17 protein-coding genes are annotated in these 17,964 nt (G+C 71.5%); 2 read left to right on the forward strand and 15 right to left on the reverse strand.

Annotation, left to right across the window (positions count from 1 at the left end; all coding sequences use genetic code 11):
- Positions 1–189: 189 nt before the first annotated feature.
- The 6 genes from ACFY5B_RS34110 to ACFY5B_RS34135 all read right to left on the reverse strand — a co-directional run bounded on the left by ACFY5B_RS34110 (position 190) and on the right by ACFY5B_RS34135 (position 8,944).
- Positions 190–1,743, reverse strand: a complete 1,554-nt coding sequence (locus tag ACFY5B_RS34110; RefSeq protein ID WP_389977286.1) for an alpha/beta hydrolase — start codon at positions 1,741–1,743, stop codon at positions 190–192.
- Positions 1,744–1,926: 183 nt separating this feature from the next.
- The gene (locus ACFY5B_RS34115) at positions 1,927–3,945 is read right to left on the reverse strand and encodes a HelD family protein (RefSeq protein WP_389977289.1); all 2,019 of its coding nucleotides are present in this window, start codon (positions 3,943–3,945) and stop codon (positions 1,927–1,929) included.
- Between the two features lie 49 nt (positions 3,946–3,994).
- A complete protein-coding gene (locus ACFY5B_RS34120) occupies positions 3,995–4,609 on the reverse strand; it encodes a TetR family transcriptional regulator (RefSeq protein ID WP_389977292.1) in 615 nt (204 codons plus the stop codon).
- A 269-nt stretch (positions 4,610–4,878) separates the two neighbouring features.
- Complete coding sequence (locus tag ACFY5B_RS34125; RefSeq protein ID WP_389977295.1) at positions 4,879–7,068, reverse strand: phosphotransferase family protein; 2,190 nt, start codon at positions 7,066–7,068, stop codon at positions 4,879–4,881.
- Positions 7,069–7,349: 281 nt separating this feature from the next.
- The gene (locus ACFY5B_RS34130) at positions 7,350–8,063 is read right to left on the reverse strand and encodes an HAD family hydrolase (protein WP_389977298.1); all 714 of its coding nucleotides are present in this window, start codon (positions 8,061–8,063) and stop codon (positions 7,350–7,352) included.
- 29 nt (positions 8,064–8,092) lie between these two features.
- On the reverse strand, positions 8,093–8,944 hold the full coding sequence (locus tag ACFY5B_RS34135) for a winged helix-turn-helix domain-containing protein (protein WP_389977489.1): 852 nt from the start codon (positions 8,942–8,944) through the stop codon (positions 8,093–8,095).
- Between the two features lie 185 nt (positions 8,945–9,129).
- Here ACFY5B_RS34135 and ACFY5B_RS34140 point away from each other — a divergent pair, with 185 nt between their 5' ends.
- Positions 9,130–9,318: a hypothetical protein gene (locus ACFY5B_RS34140; protein WP_344466441.1), complete on the forward strand. Its 189-nt coding sequence runs from the start codon at positions 9,130–9,132 to the stop codon at positions 9,316–9,318.
- Positions 9,319–9,354: 36 nt separating this feature from the next.
- Here ACFY5B_RS34140 and ACFY5B_RS34145 read toward each other — a convergent pair whose 3' ends face one another.
- The 3 genes from ACFY5B_RS34145 to ACFY5B_RS34155 all read right to left on the reverse strand — a co-directional run bounded on the left by ACFY5B_RS34145 (position 9,355) and on the right by ACFY5B_RS34155 (position 12,544).
- On the reverse strand, positions 9,355–10,257 hold the full coding sequence (locus ACFY5B_RS34145) for a winged helix-turn-helix domain-containing protein (protein ID WP_389977301.1): 903 nt from the start codon (positions 10,255–10,257) through the stop codon (positions 9,355–9,357).
- Between the two features lie 264 nt (positions 10,258–10,521).
- The gene (locus ACFY5B_RS34150) at positions 10,522–11,775 is read right to left on the reverse strand and encodes a GNAT family N-acetyltransferase (protein WP_389977492.1); all 1,254 of its coding nucleotides are present in this window, start codon (positions 11,773–11,775) and stop codon (positions 10,522–10,524) included.
- A gap of 136 nt (positions 11,776–11,911) precedes the next feature.
- Complete coding sequence (locus ACFY5B_RS34155; RefSeq protein WP_389977304.1) at positions 11,912–12,544, reverse strand: aerial mycelium formation protein; 633 nt, start codon at positions 12,542–12,544, stop codon at positions 11,912–11,914.
- 211 nt (positions 12,545–12,755) lie between these two features.
- Between ACFY5B_RS34155 and dtd the strand changes: the two genes are divergently transcribed.
- Positions 12,756–13,181, forward strand: coding sequence for a D-aminoacyl-tRNA deacylase (gene dtd / locus ACFY5B_RS34160; RefSeq protein ID WP_389977307.1), 426 nt, complete (start codon positions 12,756–12,758; stop codon positions 13,179–13,181).
- A gap of 19 nt (positions 13,182–13,200) precedes the next feature.
- On the opposite strand, the gene ACFY5B_RS34165 is transcribed toward dtd, so the two are convergent.
- From ACFY5B_RS34165 to ACFY5B_RS34190, 6 genes are all read right to left on the reverse strand, one after another.
- Positions 13,201–14,166, reverse strand: a complete 966-nt coding sequence (locus tag ACFY5B_RS34165; RefSeq protein ID WP_389977310.1) for a YgfZ/GcvT domain-containing protein — start codon at positions 14,164–14,166, stop codon at positions 13,201–13,203.
- Positions 14,167–14,176: 10 nt separating this feature from the next.
- Positions 14,177–14,614: a Fur family transcriptional regulator gene (locus ACFY5B_RS34170; RefSeq protein WP_389977313.1), complete on the reverse strand. Its 438-nt coding sequence runs from the start codon at positions 14,612–14,614 to the stop codon at positions 14,177–14,179.
- Positions 14,615–14,665: 51 nt separating this feature from the next.
- On the reverse strand, positions 14,666–15,241 hold the full coding sequence (locus ACFY5B_RS34175) for an FABP family protein (RefSeq protein ID WP_389977316.1): 576 nt from the start codon (positions 15,239–15,241) through the stop codon (positions 14,666–14,668).
- 218 nt (positions 15,242–15,459) lie between these two features.
- Positions 15,460–16,314, reverse strand: coding sequence for a hypothetical protein (locus ACFY5B_RS34180; protein ID WP_389977319.1), 855 nt, complete (start codon positions 16,312–16,314; stop codon positions 15,460–15,462).
- Entirely contained in the window at positions 16,311–17,138 is an 828-nt protein-coding gene (locus ACFY5B_RS34185) for a hypothetical protein (RefSeq protein WP_389977322.1), read from the reverse strand. Before ACFY5B_RS34185 ends, ACFY5B_RS34180 begins: the two co-directional genes overlap by 4 nt.
- On the reverse strand, positions 17,135–17,866 hold the full coding sequence (locus ACFY5B_RS34190; protein WP_389977325.1) for a hypothetical protein: 732 nt from the start codon (positions 17,864–17,866) through the stop codon (positions 17,135–17,137). The genes ACFY5B_RS34185 and ACFY5B_RS34190 overlap by 4 nt, the downstream gene beginning before the upstream one ends.
- Positions 17,867–17,964 lie beyond the last annotated feature (98 nt).

Below are 17,964 nucleotides of genomic sequence, written 5' to 3' on the forward strand. Positions count from 1 at the left end.
TCGCGGTGGCCGAGGCCGACCGGAGCGACCTCGCAGCCCGCCTGTGCATCGTCCGGCCGCTCCGCCCCGACCACCGCACCCGCACCCACCCAAAGGCGGTCTCGGACCGGGCGGTGTGGCGGTGCACGGCCAGGGCCCCCTGCGAGTCAACCGGTGTGCTGACGGCCGCCCGGCGGATCCGTACGGGCCTCAGGACATGGTGCCCCGGCACACCGTTCCCGTGGCTGGGGTGCGGCCCGTGCGGAGGTACTGGTTGACGGCCTCCGTGACGCAGCGGTTCTGCGGGTATGTGCCGTGGCCCTCCTCCTCGGCCGTCAGGAGCACGCCGACACCGTCGCCCAGGGCGCGGGCCATGTTGCGGGCGCCGGGATACGGGGTGGTCGGGTCGCCGGTGCCGCCGACCACCAGGACGGGGGCCGCGCCGTGGGCGTTCACCTGAGGCGTGACGCGCTCGCCGTCGAACGGCCAGTCGTAACAGAGGTAGACACCGGCGGACCAGGCCGCGCCGAAGACGGGCGAGGCGGCCTTGACGCGGGCCTCGTCCCGGTCGAGGCGTTCCAAGTCGGGGCGCAGGCTGGAGTCCGCGCAGGTGATCGCGGTCTGGGCGATGCGGCTGCTGTCGAGCGGGGGCGCCGCGCGGTCGGCGGAACCCATGTCGGCCGCGCCGTTGCTCAGCGGACCGCCGTCGTTGTGGTCGATCAGCGCGGTGAGGGCCTTGGCGAGCGGCGACCAGCCGTCCGTGCCGAGGACGAGATGGTCGCTGACGCTGTGCGCGAGGTCGTCGGCGTCCAGGTTCCTTCCGCCGCCGGCCGGGGCGGGCTTTTTCTCCAGGCGGTCGGCCAGTCGGGCCATGCGTCGCGCGGCCTCCTCGGGCCCGTCGCCGGTCGGGCAGTGGCGGATACGGGCCGCGCAGTGCGCAGCGAACCGGTCGAACGCCGCTTGGACCGCCTTGACCTGCGACACCTGCTCCTCGCTGAGGTCCTCGGTCGGATCGACGGGCGCTTCGAGGACGAGCCGCCCGACGTGCGACGGGTACAGGTGGGCGTAGACCGCGCCGAGCGCCGTTCCGTACGAGACCCCGAAGTAGTGCAGCCGCTCGTCGCCGAGGAGGTAGCGCATCAGGTCGAGGTCGCGCGCGGTGTGCGAGGTGCCGATGTACGGGAGGAGCGCCCCGGAGTGCTCGGCGCAGGCGTCGGCCCCGTCGTAGCCGGTGTCGTCCGCGGTCTTGCCGCAGCGCACGGGGATGGTCGCGCCAACGCCACGCGGGTCGAAGGAGACCAGGTCGTAGCGGTCGAGGAGCGGCTTGTACTGGTTGAGCCGTTCGGGCAATCCGCTCACGCCGGACACGCCGGGGCCACCGAAGTTGAGGACGAGCGAGCCGATGCGCCGGGCGTTCGGGCCGGTGGCCTTGCGGCGGATCAGGGCGACGTCGATCGTCCTGCCATCTGGTTTCCGGTAGTCGAGGGGGGTCTTCATGACGGCGCAGTCGTAGCCGGTGCGCGCGGTGGGCGGCGAGGTGCAGCGGGACCAGTGGAGGTGCTGGCCGGTGGTGAGCGCGGTGGGCAGACCGGCGGGCGGGTTGTTCGCGGTGAACTCCGTACGCGGCTCCGTACTCCGGCCGGGAGCGTCGTGCTGGAGCCAGGCGCCGACGGCCCCGATCGCGACGAGGACGACCCCGGCGATGATCAGCGCACCGACCGAGAGGCCCGGTCTGCGGCTTCGTATCGGATGTGCGTCACTCATCGAAATCCCCGCGCTCCCGCCCCTGGACGCCCGCCCCGTGCGCGCATGCCGTGTTCGTGATCGTCCGATCGTCGAACGAGTGCAGAGTACAAGCCGTCCACGACAGCAGCTCAGCTCCTGACGTCACGGATCCCCAACCCGGTGAACGTATACGGTCACAGCACCGGCCGCCGGAAAAGTCCCCTAGAACGGCAGTGGCCTCCCCCGCACCACCTCCAGCCGTGACACCGCCCGGGTCAGCACCACGTACAGCCGGTGCAGCCCCCGTTCCTCCGCCTCGGCGATCGCCGCCGGCTCGACGGCCACGACCTGGTCGTACTCCAGGCCCTTGACCACGCCCGCGCCCACCAGCGCGACCCGCGCGCCGAGTTCGTCCGGGCCCGCCGCCTCGATACCGGCGGCGTCCAGTGCCGCCCGCACCCGGGGGACGTCCGCGTCGGCCGCGACGACCCCGACCGAGCCCTCCCGCCCGAGTGCCTCCCGTACGGCCGCCACGACCGCCCCGGCCACGCCGTCCGCCGTCGTCTCCCGCATCCGCAACTCCCCGTCCCCGCGCAGCGAACGGGCGGCCGGCACGTCCACCTCCAGCCGCTCCAGCAGCCGGTTGGCCAGCCCGACGACCGCCCGCGGCACCCGGAACCCGGTGGTCAGGGCGACCACGGCCGCGTCCGGTTTCCCCAGGTGCGTGAGGACCGTACGCCACGACCGCGCCGCCCACGGTGTCGTGCCCTGCGCCAGATCGCCCAGTACCGTCAGCGAGCCGAAGCGGGCCCGGCGGGCGATGGCCCGGCACTCCATCGGGGACAGGTCCTGCGCCTCGTCGACGACGACGTGCCCGTACCCCTCCGGGTGCTCGATCAGCCCCGCCACTTCGTCGAGCAGCACCAGATCGGCGGCCGACCAGCGTGCCGACTTCCAGGACCGGGGCGGCCGCTCCCACAGCAGCGACCGCTGCTCACCGGCGTCGAGAAGCCCCTCGGCAGCCGCCGCCAACGCACCCTCGTCACCGAGCAGTCCGGCCACGACCTCCTCGGGCCGCACCCGCGGCCACACGGCGTCGACGTACGCCGACACCGGCCGCGCCCGCTCGATCCGCCGCACCCAGGCGTTGGTGGGCGGCCCGGCCCGTCGCTCGGCCTGCTCGCGCAGACACCGCACGATCCGCGCCCGCACCCGCTCCCGCCCGACCCCGTACGGCGGCTCCTCCTGCCGCACCCGGTCCACGATCTCCGCCAGCACCCCCGCCGGGACCCGCCACCGGTACGACCCGTCCGGCACGGCGAGCGACGCCCCGCCGCCGTCGGCGCGCACCCGCGCGTACAGCGCCCGCCGCAGCACCTCCGCCATCCGCGCGTCGTGCTTCACGACCGCGGCCGGCTCCTCGTCCACGCCCCGGACCGGGCACCGGGCGATCTCCTCCCCCAGGGTCGACTGCCGCACACCGGTCTCCCCGAGGGCCGGCAGCACCTCGGCGATGTACGACAGGAAGGTGCGGTTGGGTCCGAGGATCAGCAGCCCGCCGCGCCGGATGCGCTGCGGGTGCGTGTAGAGCAGATACGCGGCCCGGTGCAGCCCGACGGCGGTCTTGCCGGTGCCCGGCGCGCCCTGCACACACACCGACACCGCCAGGTCCGCCCGTACGAGGTCGTCCTGCTCGGGCTGGATCGTCGCGGCGATGTCCCGCATGGGCCCGACCCGGGGCCGTTCGATCTCCCGGGTGACGATCTCGCTGTCGCGGGTCTCCCCACGCTCCAGGTGTTCGTCCTCCAGGCCGGTGAGGTCCGCGGAGTCGCCCCGGCTGCCGGGCGCCCAGCCGAACCGCCGCCGCACGGCGACGCCCTGCGGGTCGCGGGCCGAGGCCTGGTAGAAGGCGCGCGAGACGGGCGCACGCCAGTCGACGACGAGGGGCGGTTCGGCCGGGTGCTCGGAGATCCGCAGCCGCCCGATGTGCAACGGCCCGTCCCCGCTCTCCAGGGCTCCGAAGAACAACGGCCCCTCGGGCAGTTCCCGCAACGCCTTCGCATGGCTGCGCAGCCGGTACCCGAGGACTTCGGCGTCGGCCCCGGACGCGGACACGTCCTCCCCGATGACGACCTGTTCACCGGCGCCCTCGACCATCCCAGCGAGGGCGGCCCGGCAGCGCTCGTGACGGGCGCGTTCGGTGGCGAGGGCGTGCTGGAGGGCGGGCTCGGTCGAGGTCATCCACCGAGCGTACGCGAAAACATAACCGAGTTAAATAAATTACCGAGTTTCAGCGTGAGAGGTGCGACGGCAGCCCGGCCGCGAGCCGGCCGAACGCCCGCTCCGCCGCCGCCACCGCGTCCGGCCGCACGTCCGCCACCCGCTCGCCCGCCGCGATCCGCCGCCAGTTCTCCAGGGCGAGCACCCGCAGCACGGCCATGATCTGCCCGGCCGCCAGCCGCGCGTCCAGATCACCCCCGAGCACGTCGGCGAGCGCGGCCTCCGACCGCTCCTGGTGCGCGTGCGCCCGGGCGACCAGGGAGGGCGTCCCGTAGAGCAGGGCGTGGAAGGCGAGCACGTCGGGATGGTCGTTGAGCCCGGTCACCGGATCCCCCCGCTCCAGCCCGTCCACGAAGTGCCGCCGCAACGCCTCCACAGGCGCGGACCCGGCCTCCGCCACCACCCGGGCGGCCTCCCCCTCGTGGTCGGCGATCCGGTACAGCACCAGATCCTCCTTGGCCGGGAAGTACCGGAAGAGCGTCGGCTTGGAGATCTCGGCCGCCGCCGCCACCTCCGCGACGGACACCGCGTCGAACCCCTTCTCCAGGAAGAGCCGCACCGCGATGTCCGACACGGTCTCGTACATCCGCTGCTTCTTGCGCTCGCGCAGACCGGGGGTGCTCATGCCTGGGAGCCTACGCAGTGCCGGGGAGCTGTCACACAGGCCTAGGGCCTGTCGTTTGGATCATGCCGGCGTCGCGGGGGGGGGCGTGGCACGCACATCTGCCGCGTTGTCGTCGGTTGTCAACTCCCCCACGCTCGGCTGCGCTCGCGCGGGAGGGACCCCCATCGCGTTGACGCCCTCCTCCGCCTTGCATCTGCACGCACCACGCCCCGCTCGGGTCGGCCGAGAGGCGCTGTCACTCCTGGCCGACCCGATCCAAACGACAGGCCCTAGGCGAAGGCGCGGGCGAGGTACGGGTTCGCCGTGGAGCGTGTGGGGAGGCCGAGGGAGGCGGTGGCGGCGGCGAGGGTCACCGCGTAGGAGTCCACCGCTCGCCGGACGTTCGGGGCGTCCCGGCTCGCTCCGGTCACGATGCGGTCCAGGTCGACATAGGCGGAGCGCACGATCTCCAGCCAGCGGTACACCTGCCAGTCCCGGCGCCAGTCGTGGGTGTACTCGGCCGGCAGCCGGCGTTCCCAGCGGCGGAACATCCGCTCCCTGATCTCCGGCCGGGTCGGCGTGAGGTGCATGTGCCGGACGAGGTCGTAGAGGGGGTCGCCGACGACGGCCATCTCCCAGTCGATGATGGTCAGCGCCAGGTGGTCGTCACGGCGTACGAGGTTCCAGGGGTTCAGGTCCCCGTGCAGCAGCGCGGGCTCGCGCTCGCTCACCTCGTGCCGGGACAGGATCAACCGCAGGCGGTCCGCGTCGGGCAGCCCGAGATGCCGCGCCAATTGCTGCGACTCCTTCGGCAGATCACGCACCAGCGCGACGAGCTGCTCCCGCAGCCAGCGGTGGAACCGGCCGTCGCCGGCCGTCGGATCGACCTGTTGGTACCGCACGCGCGTCAGGGCGCACAGCTGGTCCACCAGGCTGTCGGCCTCGTGCGGCAGCAGGCCGTGGACGGGGTGGTCGGGGGGCCGGCCGACGTCCCGCGGCCCGACGTAGGTGTGGAAGGCGACGGTCTCGCCATGCGACGTCTCGCCGAGTGCGAGCACCCTCGGAGCCGCCACCTCGGCGGAAGAGTCCTCGATCGCCCTGAGCACGGCGTGCTCGCTGAGGAAGCCACGCTCCCGCCTGCACACCTCGGACAGCTTCCGCCGGACGACCACGGGTGAGTCGACGCCCGGCACCGTCACCACCGTGTTCAGGTGGGCGGTCCCCTTGAACACCCTGCCCGCGGGAGCGGCTCCCTCCGCCAGCAGGGCCCCCCGCACCGCGGTGGGCGGGAAGTCCGGGCGCTCCGGAACGCGCCGGTCGGGCCTCCACTCGAACGCCTTCGCGATCCAGGCCCGGCCGCTGAGGTCCCCGTTCATGCGCGACGCCAGCCACCGGAAGAGGGCCCGCCCGATCTCGCCCTGGCGCGGCAGGCGCGTGAGGCGCAGCGGTTCCGCCGCCGCCTCGAGGGCCCGGCGCACCTCCGCGGTCGCCTCGTCCAGGCTCGTCTGCGTGAACGATTCCTCCAACGACCGGGCGGCCCTCATCACGTCCGGGAAGACGGACTGGGCCCGCTCGAAGGCAAGGTAGTGCCGGAGGTCCTTGGCCAGGCCGTTGACGGCGGCCGGACGGACGTCCTGCATGGCACCGGCCCACGCGTCGACCACTTCACCCCACTGGTCGGCCGGATACCGCATACGGATGAGGTGCGTCGCGAGGTCGTGCAGCGGGTCGCCGTAGGTGGCGAGCTCCCAGTCGACACAGACGAGGGGCGGGTCACCCGCGTACGACACGATCACGTTGTCTCGGTGCAGGTCGGCGTGGAGCAGGCTGTAGGGCCGCCGGGCCATCGCGGGAACCCGTCCGCCCAGCTCGGCGAGCGCGTCCTCCGGAATGCCGAGCGCGGCGAACAGACCGCCGAAGGCCGCCCAGTTGGGCCGTTTGATCTGCCGGTCGGCCAGGTGGACCAGCGTCTGGAGGAAGCCCTGACTGTCCGTGCCGTTGCGGGGCCAGACGGGCGGGAGGGCGGGCAGCGCGCCACGCCGTACGTGTGTCATCCGGGCGAGCAGACCAGCCAGGGCCTGGATGAGCAGGGTGTCGACGGGCTTGCCGTTTCCGCAGACGCTGGAGAGCGGAACGCCTTCCACAAAGCTGTGGACGGCGAACCCGTCCAGCTCGACCAGGCACTCGGGCGCGTGCGGCAGGACTCCCCGGACGGCATTGAGGATCTCCGCCTCGTTCTGCCAGGTCCGGATGACGACGGGCAGCGCGTCCGGACGCCGGATGCGGACGGTCACCGACGTCCCGGCTTCCCGCCCGATCAGGCGGGCCATGTCCTCCGTGAGCGGTAGGACGTAGTTCCGGTTGTGGTGGCCGCTGGTCGCCTGCCCCAGCTCGGCGGCCTGTTTCACGAAGGCCCGGCAGATGGCGTCGTGCGAGGCGCGCTCCCCGTGAAGAGGACGGGGAAGAGGGGGTGCGCCCACTGGCCGCTCCGGAAGTACGAGAAGGGGGGACGGTAAGGCAAACCGTAAGTTCGCGGCCGGTGCCGCGCATGGCGGAGTGAGCCGATACGGGCGGTTTTGCCACCCATCTGCATGAGGTGGCGCGCACCAGTTCGATGGCGGGCCGGTTGGCCCTTTCACATACGAACGAGGACGAGCGTTTGACTCAATCGCTGCACGGTGCGGGAATGCTACACCCAGCCGCCCCTCGTCCCTCTCCAGCCTCCTTGGCGCCTTTCGCCTCTCAGGGCAGTCGGACTCACCTAAGAGCGCAGCAGGCTCAACAGCGGCTCCAGGGACTCCAGCACCACGTCGGCCCCGGCCGCCCTCAGGAGCTTGGCCTTCCTTCCGTTGCGCGCGTAGCCCAGGAAGGGCACCCCGGCCCGTCCGGCCGCCTCGTGGTCGGAGGGCGTGTCTCCTATCATCAGGGCATCGCCCGGTGCCGCCCCCATCGCGTTCAGCGCCCGGTTCAGGCAGTGCGGATCGGGTTTCAGGTGACGGAGTTCCCGGGTCCGGCCGTAGATGTGGGGAGCGAAGCAGGCGACGAGACCGCGGCCCGCGAGGTACGTGCGGACCACGCGTGGGGAGTTGTTCGTGGTGATCGCCAGGCGGGAGCCCACGGCCGTCCAGGTGCGGATCAGCGGGTCCGCGTACGCGGTCGGCCACGCCGAGGAAGCGGCCCGCAGCTCCTCCTGGGTGAGACGTTCCTCCAGCTCGGCGACCAGGTCGCTGCCGGGGTGCCGGCGGTCCACAGCCCGCAGGACCACCTGCGGGTCGAGGGACTCACGCTCGGCATCGGTCAGCAGACCGTGCAGGCCCCGGCTCTCGAGCCAGGAGACCAGGTCGGTCGCCACCTGCTCCGCCGAGTGCCCGGCGAACAGGCGGCAGATGGGCCCGTCGAAGTCCCAGAGCACGACGCGCGCACGTCTGGCCAGCTCGCGAAGTTCGTACGGATCGTTCTCGGTCTCGATTGTCACCGCATCAGTCTGCGCCGCATCAGGAGTCACTAGGAGAGTGTCAGGTCCGTCGTGATGGTTTCCCAGAGGGCGTTGAACCACTTCTGGGATTCCTTCACGAACGCCGCGTCCCGTCGGCCCGTCCGCTGCACGAACGAGAAGAGCAGGGACTGGGAGCCGAGGACGTCGTACATGTCCAGGGTCTGACTGCCCCATTCCTCCTCGCGCCTGGTCAGCATGTAGTAGCCGATCAGGGCTTCCTCCTCGTTGAGGAGATACAGCTTCACCGGCGGGGTGAAGGGCAGCGCCCGGAACGTGACGTGCACGTCGATGCCGTGCGTCGAGCGCAGCGCCCGCAGATTGTGCTGGAGGACCTGCCCCTGGGCGTTGCGCATGGCCAGCCAGCGCTGGTGGACCGGGTTGTCGTCGCCGTGGGCCTCGACCGGTACGGGGAACGCCAGCTCGATGTCCCGGGACGGGACCAGGATGCGGACGTCGATCGACTCGGGGTGGATGCGGCCCTCGTGGATCAGGCGCAGCGGCTCGCCGATGGCGACCATCAGCGTCTCCGCCGTGTGGCAGACCACGTCGACGCGGACGCGCGGGGCCGAGAACGCCTCGGTCAGCCGCGGGGCCAGGCCCACCATGGTCGGCTGCGGTTCGCCACGGGCGGGCGCCGGGGCGGCGATCCGCGGCGGGCTGCCCTTGCTGACGTCGGTGAGGAGACCGTCCTCCTGGAGGACCCGCAACGCCTGGCGGACCGCGCCGCGCTCCACGCCGAACCGCTCCGCGAGTTCGGCCTGGGTGGGCAGGCGGTCTCCCGGCCTGAGCTCGCCGGCCCGGATGCGTTCCCGCAGGCTGTCGGCGATCTCCTGGGGCGATGACCTTCTGCTGCCGTTCACTGCCACGTTCTCCGCCACGCTCTCCTGATCACGACCAAACGCTACAACTCTGATCCATCTGGCGGGAGTTGCTTGAGAGTTGTTTATAACTAGGGGCCAAGTGGGGACAACTTAATCAGAGTTGGTTGCCAACTTCTCGAAGTTGGCGGAAGTTTTGCTTCCGGACTTCCGAAGGGGGAACACCGATGCCCGCCCTCGCTCTCCTCTCCGCCGCCTTCGTCGTCGCCTTCGAACAGCTCGTCCAGTGGAAGTACGGTCCGGCCGGCCTCGTCGGCCTGATCCTTCTCACCGTCGGCGTCAAGGCCAAGAGCCCGGCCGTCAGCTCCGCGGGAGCCGTCGTGCTCGCGCTGCTGATCACGGGCCCCGCCCGATGAGACACCGCACCACCCCGGAACGACCCGTGGGGGACGTCAGCTCGTGAGCACCAACTCCGAACTGATCGTCTCCCACAGTGCGTTGAACCACAGGTGCGACTGCTCCACGAACGTCGTGTCGCGCAGCCCGGCGCCCTGCCGGAAGGCGAACAGCATGGACTGGGTGCCCTGGGCGTCGTACAGCGCCGGCTGCTCGTGATCGGTCTCGGCCTCCCGACGCGTCAGCGTGTAGTACGCGAACAGCGCCTCCGTGCCGTTGAGCAGGTACAGCTTCACCGGCGGGGTGAAAGGCAGCGCCCGGAACGTGACGTGCACGTCGATGCCGTGGGTGGCGCGCAGGGCCAGCAGGTTGTGCTGGAGGACCTGCCCCTGGGCGTTGCGCATCGCCAGCCACCGCTCGTGCACCCAGTCGTCACCGCGCCCCTCGACCGGCACCGGGAAGGCCAGGTCGATGTCCCGGCTCGGCAGCAGCACCCGGACGTCGACCTTGGCCGGTTTCAGCCGTCCGGCGTGGATCTGCCGCAGCGGTTCACCGATGGCGAGCGTGAGGGAGATGGACGTCAGGCACACGGCGTCGATCTCGACGTGCTCCGCCGCGAACGCCTTGGCTATCCGGGGGGCGAGGGCCACCGTCGTGGGCCGCGGCGGCGCTTGCGGGCCGGTCAGCGCACCGACGGGGTCTGGCGCGACGGTCGCCGGACTGCCCTTGGACACATTGGTGAGCAACCGCTCGGACTGCAGGATCCGCAGGGCCTGCCGCACGGCGCCGCGCTCGACGCCGAACTCGTGAGCCAGCTGAGCCTGGGTGGGCATGCGCTCACCGGGGCGCAGCGCCCCCGACCTGATCCGGGCGCGCAGCTCGTCGGCCACCTGGTGATGTGTTCTCTGTGGCCGTCCTGACCTCTTCCGTCCGTTGACGGAGTCATGTTCCGGGTCCACAACCGAACAGTATAACTTCCCGCCATCTTTGGGCAGTTCAGGGAAAGGTGGTTATGAGCCGCTTCCAGGCGGAGATAACTACAGAGAAGTTGGTAGCCAACTTGGGGAACATGGTCAGACCTTCTAGGGGTTGGCCCCCGCTCAGGGACTCCCTTCCGGAGGGGAGCCGGGAGTCCCGCCCGGCCGGCACGGCCGCACGACAACCACAACTGAACAGCTCGCTACGGATGCGGGTCCCCAGCACACCGGCAGGAAGGGAGCGGCTCAGAACATGTCCGGGCACCAAGGCCGCCTGGACGTACGCAGCAGGGCGTCGGCCTTCCGGGCGGCGCCCACTCGTTCTTCGTGCACCCGACCCAGCGCCGCCAGCCGCACCGCCGACTCGTCCCCGAGCCACAGCGCCGCCAACTCGCCCAGCCCCAGCTCCAAGTCCGCACCCTCGGTGGTCGGCGTGCAGGACGCCCCCTCGGGCGAGGCCTCCAGCCGGTAGCGCCCGCCGGTCAGCCCGTCCACACCGGCGACCTCCAGCACCAGGGCTCCCTGGCCCTCGTACGTCCGCGCCTCGAGCGCCCGCTCGACGTCCAGGATCCGCACCCACAGCCAGTCCGCGAGCGAGGTGATGCGGGCCGCCCTCGGGTCGGGCAGGAGATGCGGGAGCAGGTCGTCGGGCGCCCGCCAGCCGCTCTTCACCTTCACGACCCAGTCGACGGAGCAGACGAACTCCCACAGCGCGCGTTCGGCGACCGGTGTCGTGCCGATCAGCCACCGCACGGTCGCCGTGTTCAACGGCTGCTTGCCGTCGCCCCAGTTGTCGTCCACCTCGTAGGCGGCCATGCCCTCGACCTCGCCGGACGCCGAGCGGTACACGGCGTAGAAGGGCTCCTTCCACGACGGCTCCCAGCGCAGGACGCCGGTGTTCGCCTTCCACCACGTCTCGTCACGGTCGACGGCGCCGGGCAGGCCGCGGCGCAGCCGCTCGTGCAGTTCGGGGCCGAGCTTGCGGACGTCCTCGCCCTCCGCCAGATCGATCCGGCCGCCGTCCGCCGGGCCCGCCCAACGGGCGTCGAGACCCGCGCGCGGCACGTCCACCGTCCACTCCGCCATCCAGGTCGCCGGCCCGAAGCCGTAGCGGCCGTAGATCGGGTACTCGGCGGCGATCAGCGTCGCGACGACATCCCCGCGGTCCTTCGCGGCCGCCAGGTCCTTCGCCATCATCCGGCTGAGCAGTCCGCGGCGCCGGTGGGTGGCGGTGACGGTGACGCCCGAGATCGCGTCGGCCGGCACAGCGGCCCCGCCGACGGCCGTGAGCTCCTGGTCGAAGGAGCGGAAGGTCGCCACGCACCTGCCGTGGTCGAAGGCCCCGAGGTAACGACCCTCGACGAACCGTCCGCGCCGGCTCTCGACCTCCTCCTCGGTGAGGGCGGACGCCCGCAGGAAGCCGGTGTTCACGGCCCGCAGCCAGTCGGCGAACTCGCCTTCGGTGATCGGGCGTATGTCGATGTCGTCGGCACGGGACATGGGGGTCATGACTTCACGCTAGGCACGGGACCGGTCGGTGTCGCGTGAATATCCGACCGGCCCTCCCCTCGGCCCCGGAGCTCGGCCCCGCAGCTCAGCCGCGCAGCTCAGCCCTTGGGCTCGGCCCCGAAACGGCTCACACCAGCAGGTCGTCGACCTGCGCCTCCCCCTCGCGGTAGCGGCGCGCGATCTCCGCGCTGCACTCGTCGGCCTTGCGCTGGAGCCGCTGACGGCGCCGGGAGACCTGCTGCTCGTGCCGCTCGAGCCGCCCCATCGCCGTGTTCAGCTCCAGGTCCGTGCGCGCACCCAGGTCGGACAGCTGGACCTCGGCCAGCATCTCCGCGGCCAGCCGCCGGTACTCCTCGCCCTGCGGGGTGCCCAGGGTGACGTGGCGGGCCGAGGAGCGGTGCCGGGCCGGGGCGTCCCGCAGGATCTCCGCCAGCCGCTCCACCACCGAGGTCTCCTCGGTCGCGGTGACGGAGGCGGCGTCCGCCGGGGCACGCCGGGTCACCTCGGCGCGCAGGATGTCGATACGCCCTTGGAGCAGCCGCCGCAGATAGCTGAGGTCGGCCTCGTCACGCTGGGCATCGCGGCGCAGCGTGCGCAGCTCGGGCAGGCTCAGCGCGGGCAGCTCCGGATCGGAGGTGTCCGAGGGCAGCCGGGGGCTGTCCGTGCGCTGTGTGGGCGGCCGGTGGTACTCCGACGCGCCGATCCCCGTGTACGTCGACCGGAAAGCCGCCTGCTGCTGTCCGGTGCTTGATGTGCTCATGTGCCTCAACCGTCCCCTCGACCGGTGTGTGCAAGCATCGTGCCACCCCAAGTGGCCGCTATGGGAACGAGTGCCCCCGATAGACCCCAGATGGGCGGTATAGCAGCAAAATACGGCCGTGCAGGGGCTGTTGGCGCCCACGCAAACCACCCTTTCGGGCCATGCGCCGACCGGCCGCGGCGCCGATGTCACCGCCCTGCATGATGGACGTATGCGAGCTGTGGTGCAGAGGGTGGACGGCGCGAGCGTCGTCGTGGACGGCGAGACGGTGGGCGCGATCGAGGGCGAGGGACTGTGCGTCCTCGTCGGCGTCACCCACGAGGACACCAAGGAGAAGGCGGCCCAGCTGGCCCGCAAGCTCTGGTCGATCCGCATGCTGCACGACGAGAAGTCGTGCAGCGACAACGACGCACCGCTCCTGGTGATCAGCCAGTTCACCCTCTACGGCGACGCCCGCAAGGGCCGCCGCCCCACCTGGAACGCCGCCGCCCCCGGCGACGTGGCCGAACCGCTGGTCGACGAGGTCGTCGCCCAACTGCGCTCCCTGGGAGCGACGGTGGCCACGGGCCGCTTCGGAGCGGCGATGAGGGTATCGCTGACGAACGACGGCCCGTTCACCGTGCAGATCGAAATCTGACCCGAAAGATCTACAAGTCCTACGGCTCGACGACGACTTCCTGAGCCGCGGCGGTGTCCCCGGCCACCAGCGGGGCGTCCACCGGCACGTTCCGCTTCACCAAGGCGAGGGCGACCGGCCCGAGCTCGTGGTGGCGCGCGGAGGTCGTGATGAAGCCGATCTTCCGGCCGTCGGGCCCGTCCTCCGCGAGGCGGAGCTCGGTGCCGGCCACCGGCAGGTGGACCTCGCTGCCGTCCAGGTGCAGGAAGACCAGCCGACGCGGCGGCTTGCCCAGGTTCTGCACCCGGGCGACCGTCTCCTGCCCCCGGTAGCAGCCCTTCTGCAGGTGCACCGCCGAGGCGATCCAGCCCAGCTCGTGCGGAATGGTGCGGTGGTCGGTCTCGAAACCGAGCCGGGGCCGGTGCTGCTCCACGCGCAGCGCCTCGTGGGCGAGGATCCCGGCGGGCGGCCCGGCCTGCGCCGCGTAGGCCTCCAGGTCGGCGCGCGGCAGGAACAGGTCCCGGCCGTGCGGTGTCTCCCGCACGACGACGCCCTCGGGGACCTCGGCGATGGAGCCGGCCGGGAGGTGCACGACCGCGGTGTCCGCCGTGCGGTCGGCGACCTCGACCTTGTAGAAGAACTTCATCGACTCCAGGTAGGCGATCAGCGCCTCCTGGGTGCCCGGCTCCACATGGGCCCAGACCGTCCCGCCGTCGTCGACGAGGTAGAGCGCGTGCTCGATGTGGCCGTTCGCGGAGAGGATCAGCGCCTCGGTCGCCCGGCCCGCCGGCAGGTCGCTGACGTGCTGCGTGAGCAGCAGGTGCAGCCAGGCCAGCCGGTCCTCGCCGGTGACGGCGACGACCCCCCGGTGCGAGAGGTCCACGAATCCGGCGCCGTCGGCGAGGGCGCGCTGCTCACGGAACAGGTCGCCGTAGTGGGCGGCGACGCCTTCGTCCACGCCCTCGGCGGGGACGGCGCCGGGCAGGGTCAGCAGGGGGCTCTTCATATCCGTAAGCCTACGACTCGGTAGTTGAAGCCTTGAGCGTGCATTCCTCACACCGGCCGAAGATCGCGAAGTGCTTCATGTCGGTGTCGAACCCGAAGGTCTGCCGCAGCTTGTCGGTGAACTCCGCGGCCACCGAGACGTCCGCCTCGATCACGTTCTGGCAGTCCCGGCAGACCAGGTGGATGTGGTGGTGCCGGTCCGCGAGGTGGTACGTCGGCGCCCCGTGCCCCAGGTGCGCGTGACTGACCAGGCCGAGCTCCTCCAGGAGCTCCAGTGTCCGGTACACCGTGGAAATGTTGACCCCCGACGCCGTCTTCCTCACTTCCACGAGGATGTCGTCGGGGGTCGCGTGCTCCAGGGTGTCCACGGCTTCGAGCACGAGTTGCCGCTGCGGGGTCAGCCGGTAGCCGCGCTGCCGCAGATCACTCTTCCAGTCGGTGCTCACCACACCCAAGAGTCTAGGACCACTCGCACAGGACTGGTCGAGGAAGGCGTGCGGCTACTTGAAGAAGGCGATGCCGTCGTCCGGCATGTCGTCGGGCAGGGCCTTGGCCCAGCGCTCGACCTCCTCCGGGGTGACGACCTTCTTCAGGTGGGCGGACATGTACGGGCGCAGCTCGACCTCGGGGGTCTGCTTCTCGCCGACCCACATCAGGTCGCTCTTGACGTAGCCGTACAGCCGCTTGCCGCCGGTGTAGGGCTGGGAGGCGGCCGTGCGGGCCACCGCGTCCGTCACGAGGTCGATCTGGGGCTTCTTGTCGGCCAGCTCGCCGTACCAGATCTCGATGACGCCGTCGTCGCGGGTCATCGTCACCTCGACCTTGCGGCCGGCGTCGATCCGCCAGTAGCCGTGCTCGGACTCCAGGGGACGGACCTTGTTGCCGTCCTTGTCCAGCACCCAGCTGTGCGACTGGTACTCCAGGAAGTCCCGGCCGTCGTGGGTGAAGGTGACCTCCTGCCCGAAGTTGCACTTCTCGGAGCCGGGGAAGTCGTGCACGCCGGCGCCCGCCCAGTTGCCGAGCAGGAAGGCGAGCGGGACGAGGTCCTTGTGAAGGTCGGACGGGATCTCGATCATGGGAACTTCCTAGACGTGGGTCAGCGCTGGCCCTGGTACAGCTTCTTCACGGTCAGTCCGGCGAAGGCGAGGACGCCGACGGCGACCAGGACCAACAGGATTTCGAAGAAGATCTCCACGGGGTGCTCCTTGAGCGGGGGTGCGAACGGTTGCACAGGGCCGAGCCCAGCTTACGCGGCCGGTATCCGGGCCTCTTGGTGAGGTACGACCGTGCGACGTCAGCCGAGCAGCCGGCTCTGCAGCGTCACCGTCTGCTGGAAGGGCACGGCCCGCGCGCCGCCCTTCCGGGACTGCACGACCAGCGCGAGGGTGTCGCCGGCGGCGAGGTAGGCGTGGCGGACCTGCTCGCCGCCGTGCGGCCTGGCCTCGTCGTAGACCACGCGCTGAACGTCCCTCACCAGGGCCTCCTGGGGGAACGTCTTGTCGTTGGCTGAGATCGCGGCGCCGCGCAGCGGGAACTTCGGCGCGCTGAAGGGGGCGAGATAGGGCCCCAGCAGCGCGTCCACGACCGCCGCGGTGTCGAACTGGAGCAGATAGATCCGCGTACGCGTACCGTCCGGCATGCTCCAGCCGCGAGCGGCGATGTGCCGCAGCCCATGATCGGTGAGGTGCCGCCCGAGTTCCGCGCGGTCGTCCTTCGCGGCGTATTCCGCCAGGAAGTCCTTCCGCGCCAGCCAGCCGTCCGTGCCCCGCAGTGTCCTGTCGTCCTGGGCGTCGGCGGGAGCGGGCAGAAGCAGGGCCCGCAGGTCGGCGTGGTGCGTGCCGGCCCTGTTGGCCTCGGCGAAGGGGCCCGGGCTGCCGGAGGGCAGCGGCGGCCTGGTGAGCGCCGGGTACTCCCAGCGCCCGTCCGAATCCGTCGCGAGCCCGGGTACGTCGGTCCGCTCCAGCCTCGTGAGGCCGTACGCCGTGGCCGCGCCGACCGCCGCGAAGACGGCCACGGCGGTCGTCCAGCGCAGGGCGGCCCGCAGAGCTCCGCGGCCCTTGTGGTCCTGACCCCTGTGCACAGGCGCCGGGGGCGCCTCCGGCACCACCTGCTCCGCGGGCCGTACGGCGGTCCGCTGCTCCTCGGTCATATCGCCTTCCCCGGCTCGGTGATGCGGTCGAGCTGCTCGCGGAACAGCGCCGCGGCCCCCTTGGTGTCAAGTGGCTTCGCACCGTCCGCGAGGGTGGTGACCAGGACGTTCCCGACATGCGCGAAGCAGAGCATCGTCTCCAGCTCCTCGTCGTCGTCCTTCGGCGGCAGGAAGCAGGAGGCGTCCTTGTGGCCCTTGATCTTCGGGCCCGGACGGAAGACGTCCAAGGAGCCGAGGAACGCGCTGCGCACCCGCGAGGCTTCCCGGACGGCGTCCCGGTTCTCCATCCGGGACAGCTGCACGCGCACGGCGACGGCCCCGTCGGTGAAGCCGTCGGAGAGCTTGGTCGTGCTGAGGTAGCTGCGCATGGCGACGCCGGTGATGCGCTGCTGGTCGACGGCCTTCTCCAGTCGTTTGCGCTGAGTGCGAGGCAGGCCGCTCAGTGCCTCCTTGCGCAAGGCCGTGGCCTCCTGCCCGCTCAGCGCGGTGTCCGGCCCGTACTTGCCGAGATCGGGGCCCGGCCCCCAGCCGTCGGTCCCGTACGGCACGAGCATGCCGGCGAGCCCCGAGGGGGCGGCCTTCTTCTCCGTCTCCGGCTCGCTCCTGGCCTCGGGGGAGGCCCAGACCGGCGCGCCCGCGTCACGGTCGGCGCCGTTCACGGCCACGACGGTGTACCCCACGCCGCAGACGACGGCGCCCGCCAGCAGCACGGCGGCAGCGGCGGCCCGGGCACGGCGTGCGGGCTTCTCGGGGACCCGGGGGACGGGCTGGGACACGGTCCCCGCCTCCACCGGCTCGACCGGCTCCACGTGGTTGTCACTCACAGCCGCTCCATCTGCCGCTCGGCCAGGTCCATGATCCTCGCCTTGGAGATCGGCTTGGTGTCAATGATCCACATCTCCAGGCCGATGTCGCCGCGCCAGGCGTGTGCCTCGGCGGTGTACACGAGCGGGTAACCGGGCTTGCTCTCGGGCCGCGTATGGACGTAGGCACGCCCGTTTCCGGAGCCGGGGATCGCCCAGCTGTCGGCGCCTCCCTCGTCCTCGACCCAGTACTGGGTGTTCTTCACGTTCTCGGCGGCGGCGAGCGTCTCCTCCTGCCGGAACTGCACCAGGCGAATCTCCACCTCTTGGGTACGGCCGACCAGCCAGCCGGTGACGGCCGCGCGCCGGAACTCGTCGCCGACGAGCTCTCCGAACATCTCGCCCGGCTTGTCGTAGAACTCCGCGTAGTCCGCCAGGCCCAGCCAGCCGTCCTCACCCATCAGGTGGGTGGCGTCCCGCGTCCCGCGCGGCTTCTCCAGCAGCAGCTTGCGCAGGTCGCCGTCGGTCTTCACCCGCCGGTCACGCGCGGCAGACAGCGGCTCGGGCCCCTCTCCCCTCGCCTGTGCGACCACCTGCTGCGCGAGCGAGGGCAGCTTCGTGGGCGCGCGGTGCGCCTGTACGAGGTAGCCGGCGCAACCGCCGGCGATCAGCCCCAGCACGGCGGCGCCACCGATCAGCACGGCCGTACGCCGCCGCCGACGCGGCCCGGGCCGGGGCGCGGCGTCCACTTCTTCGTCTGCTTCCAAAACGTCCCCCCACACACAGCACGTGAGTCGCGCATTCCGTATGCGCGCGCACAGGAGACCCTCGGTCGACGCCCACGGTT

This window comes from Streptomyces sp. NPDC013187, assembly GCF_042899705.1.
GTDB classification, from domain to species: domain Bacteria; phylum Actinomycetota; class Actinomycetes; order Streptomycetales; family Streptomycetaceae; genus Streptomyces; species Streptomyces hawaiiensis_A.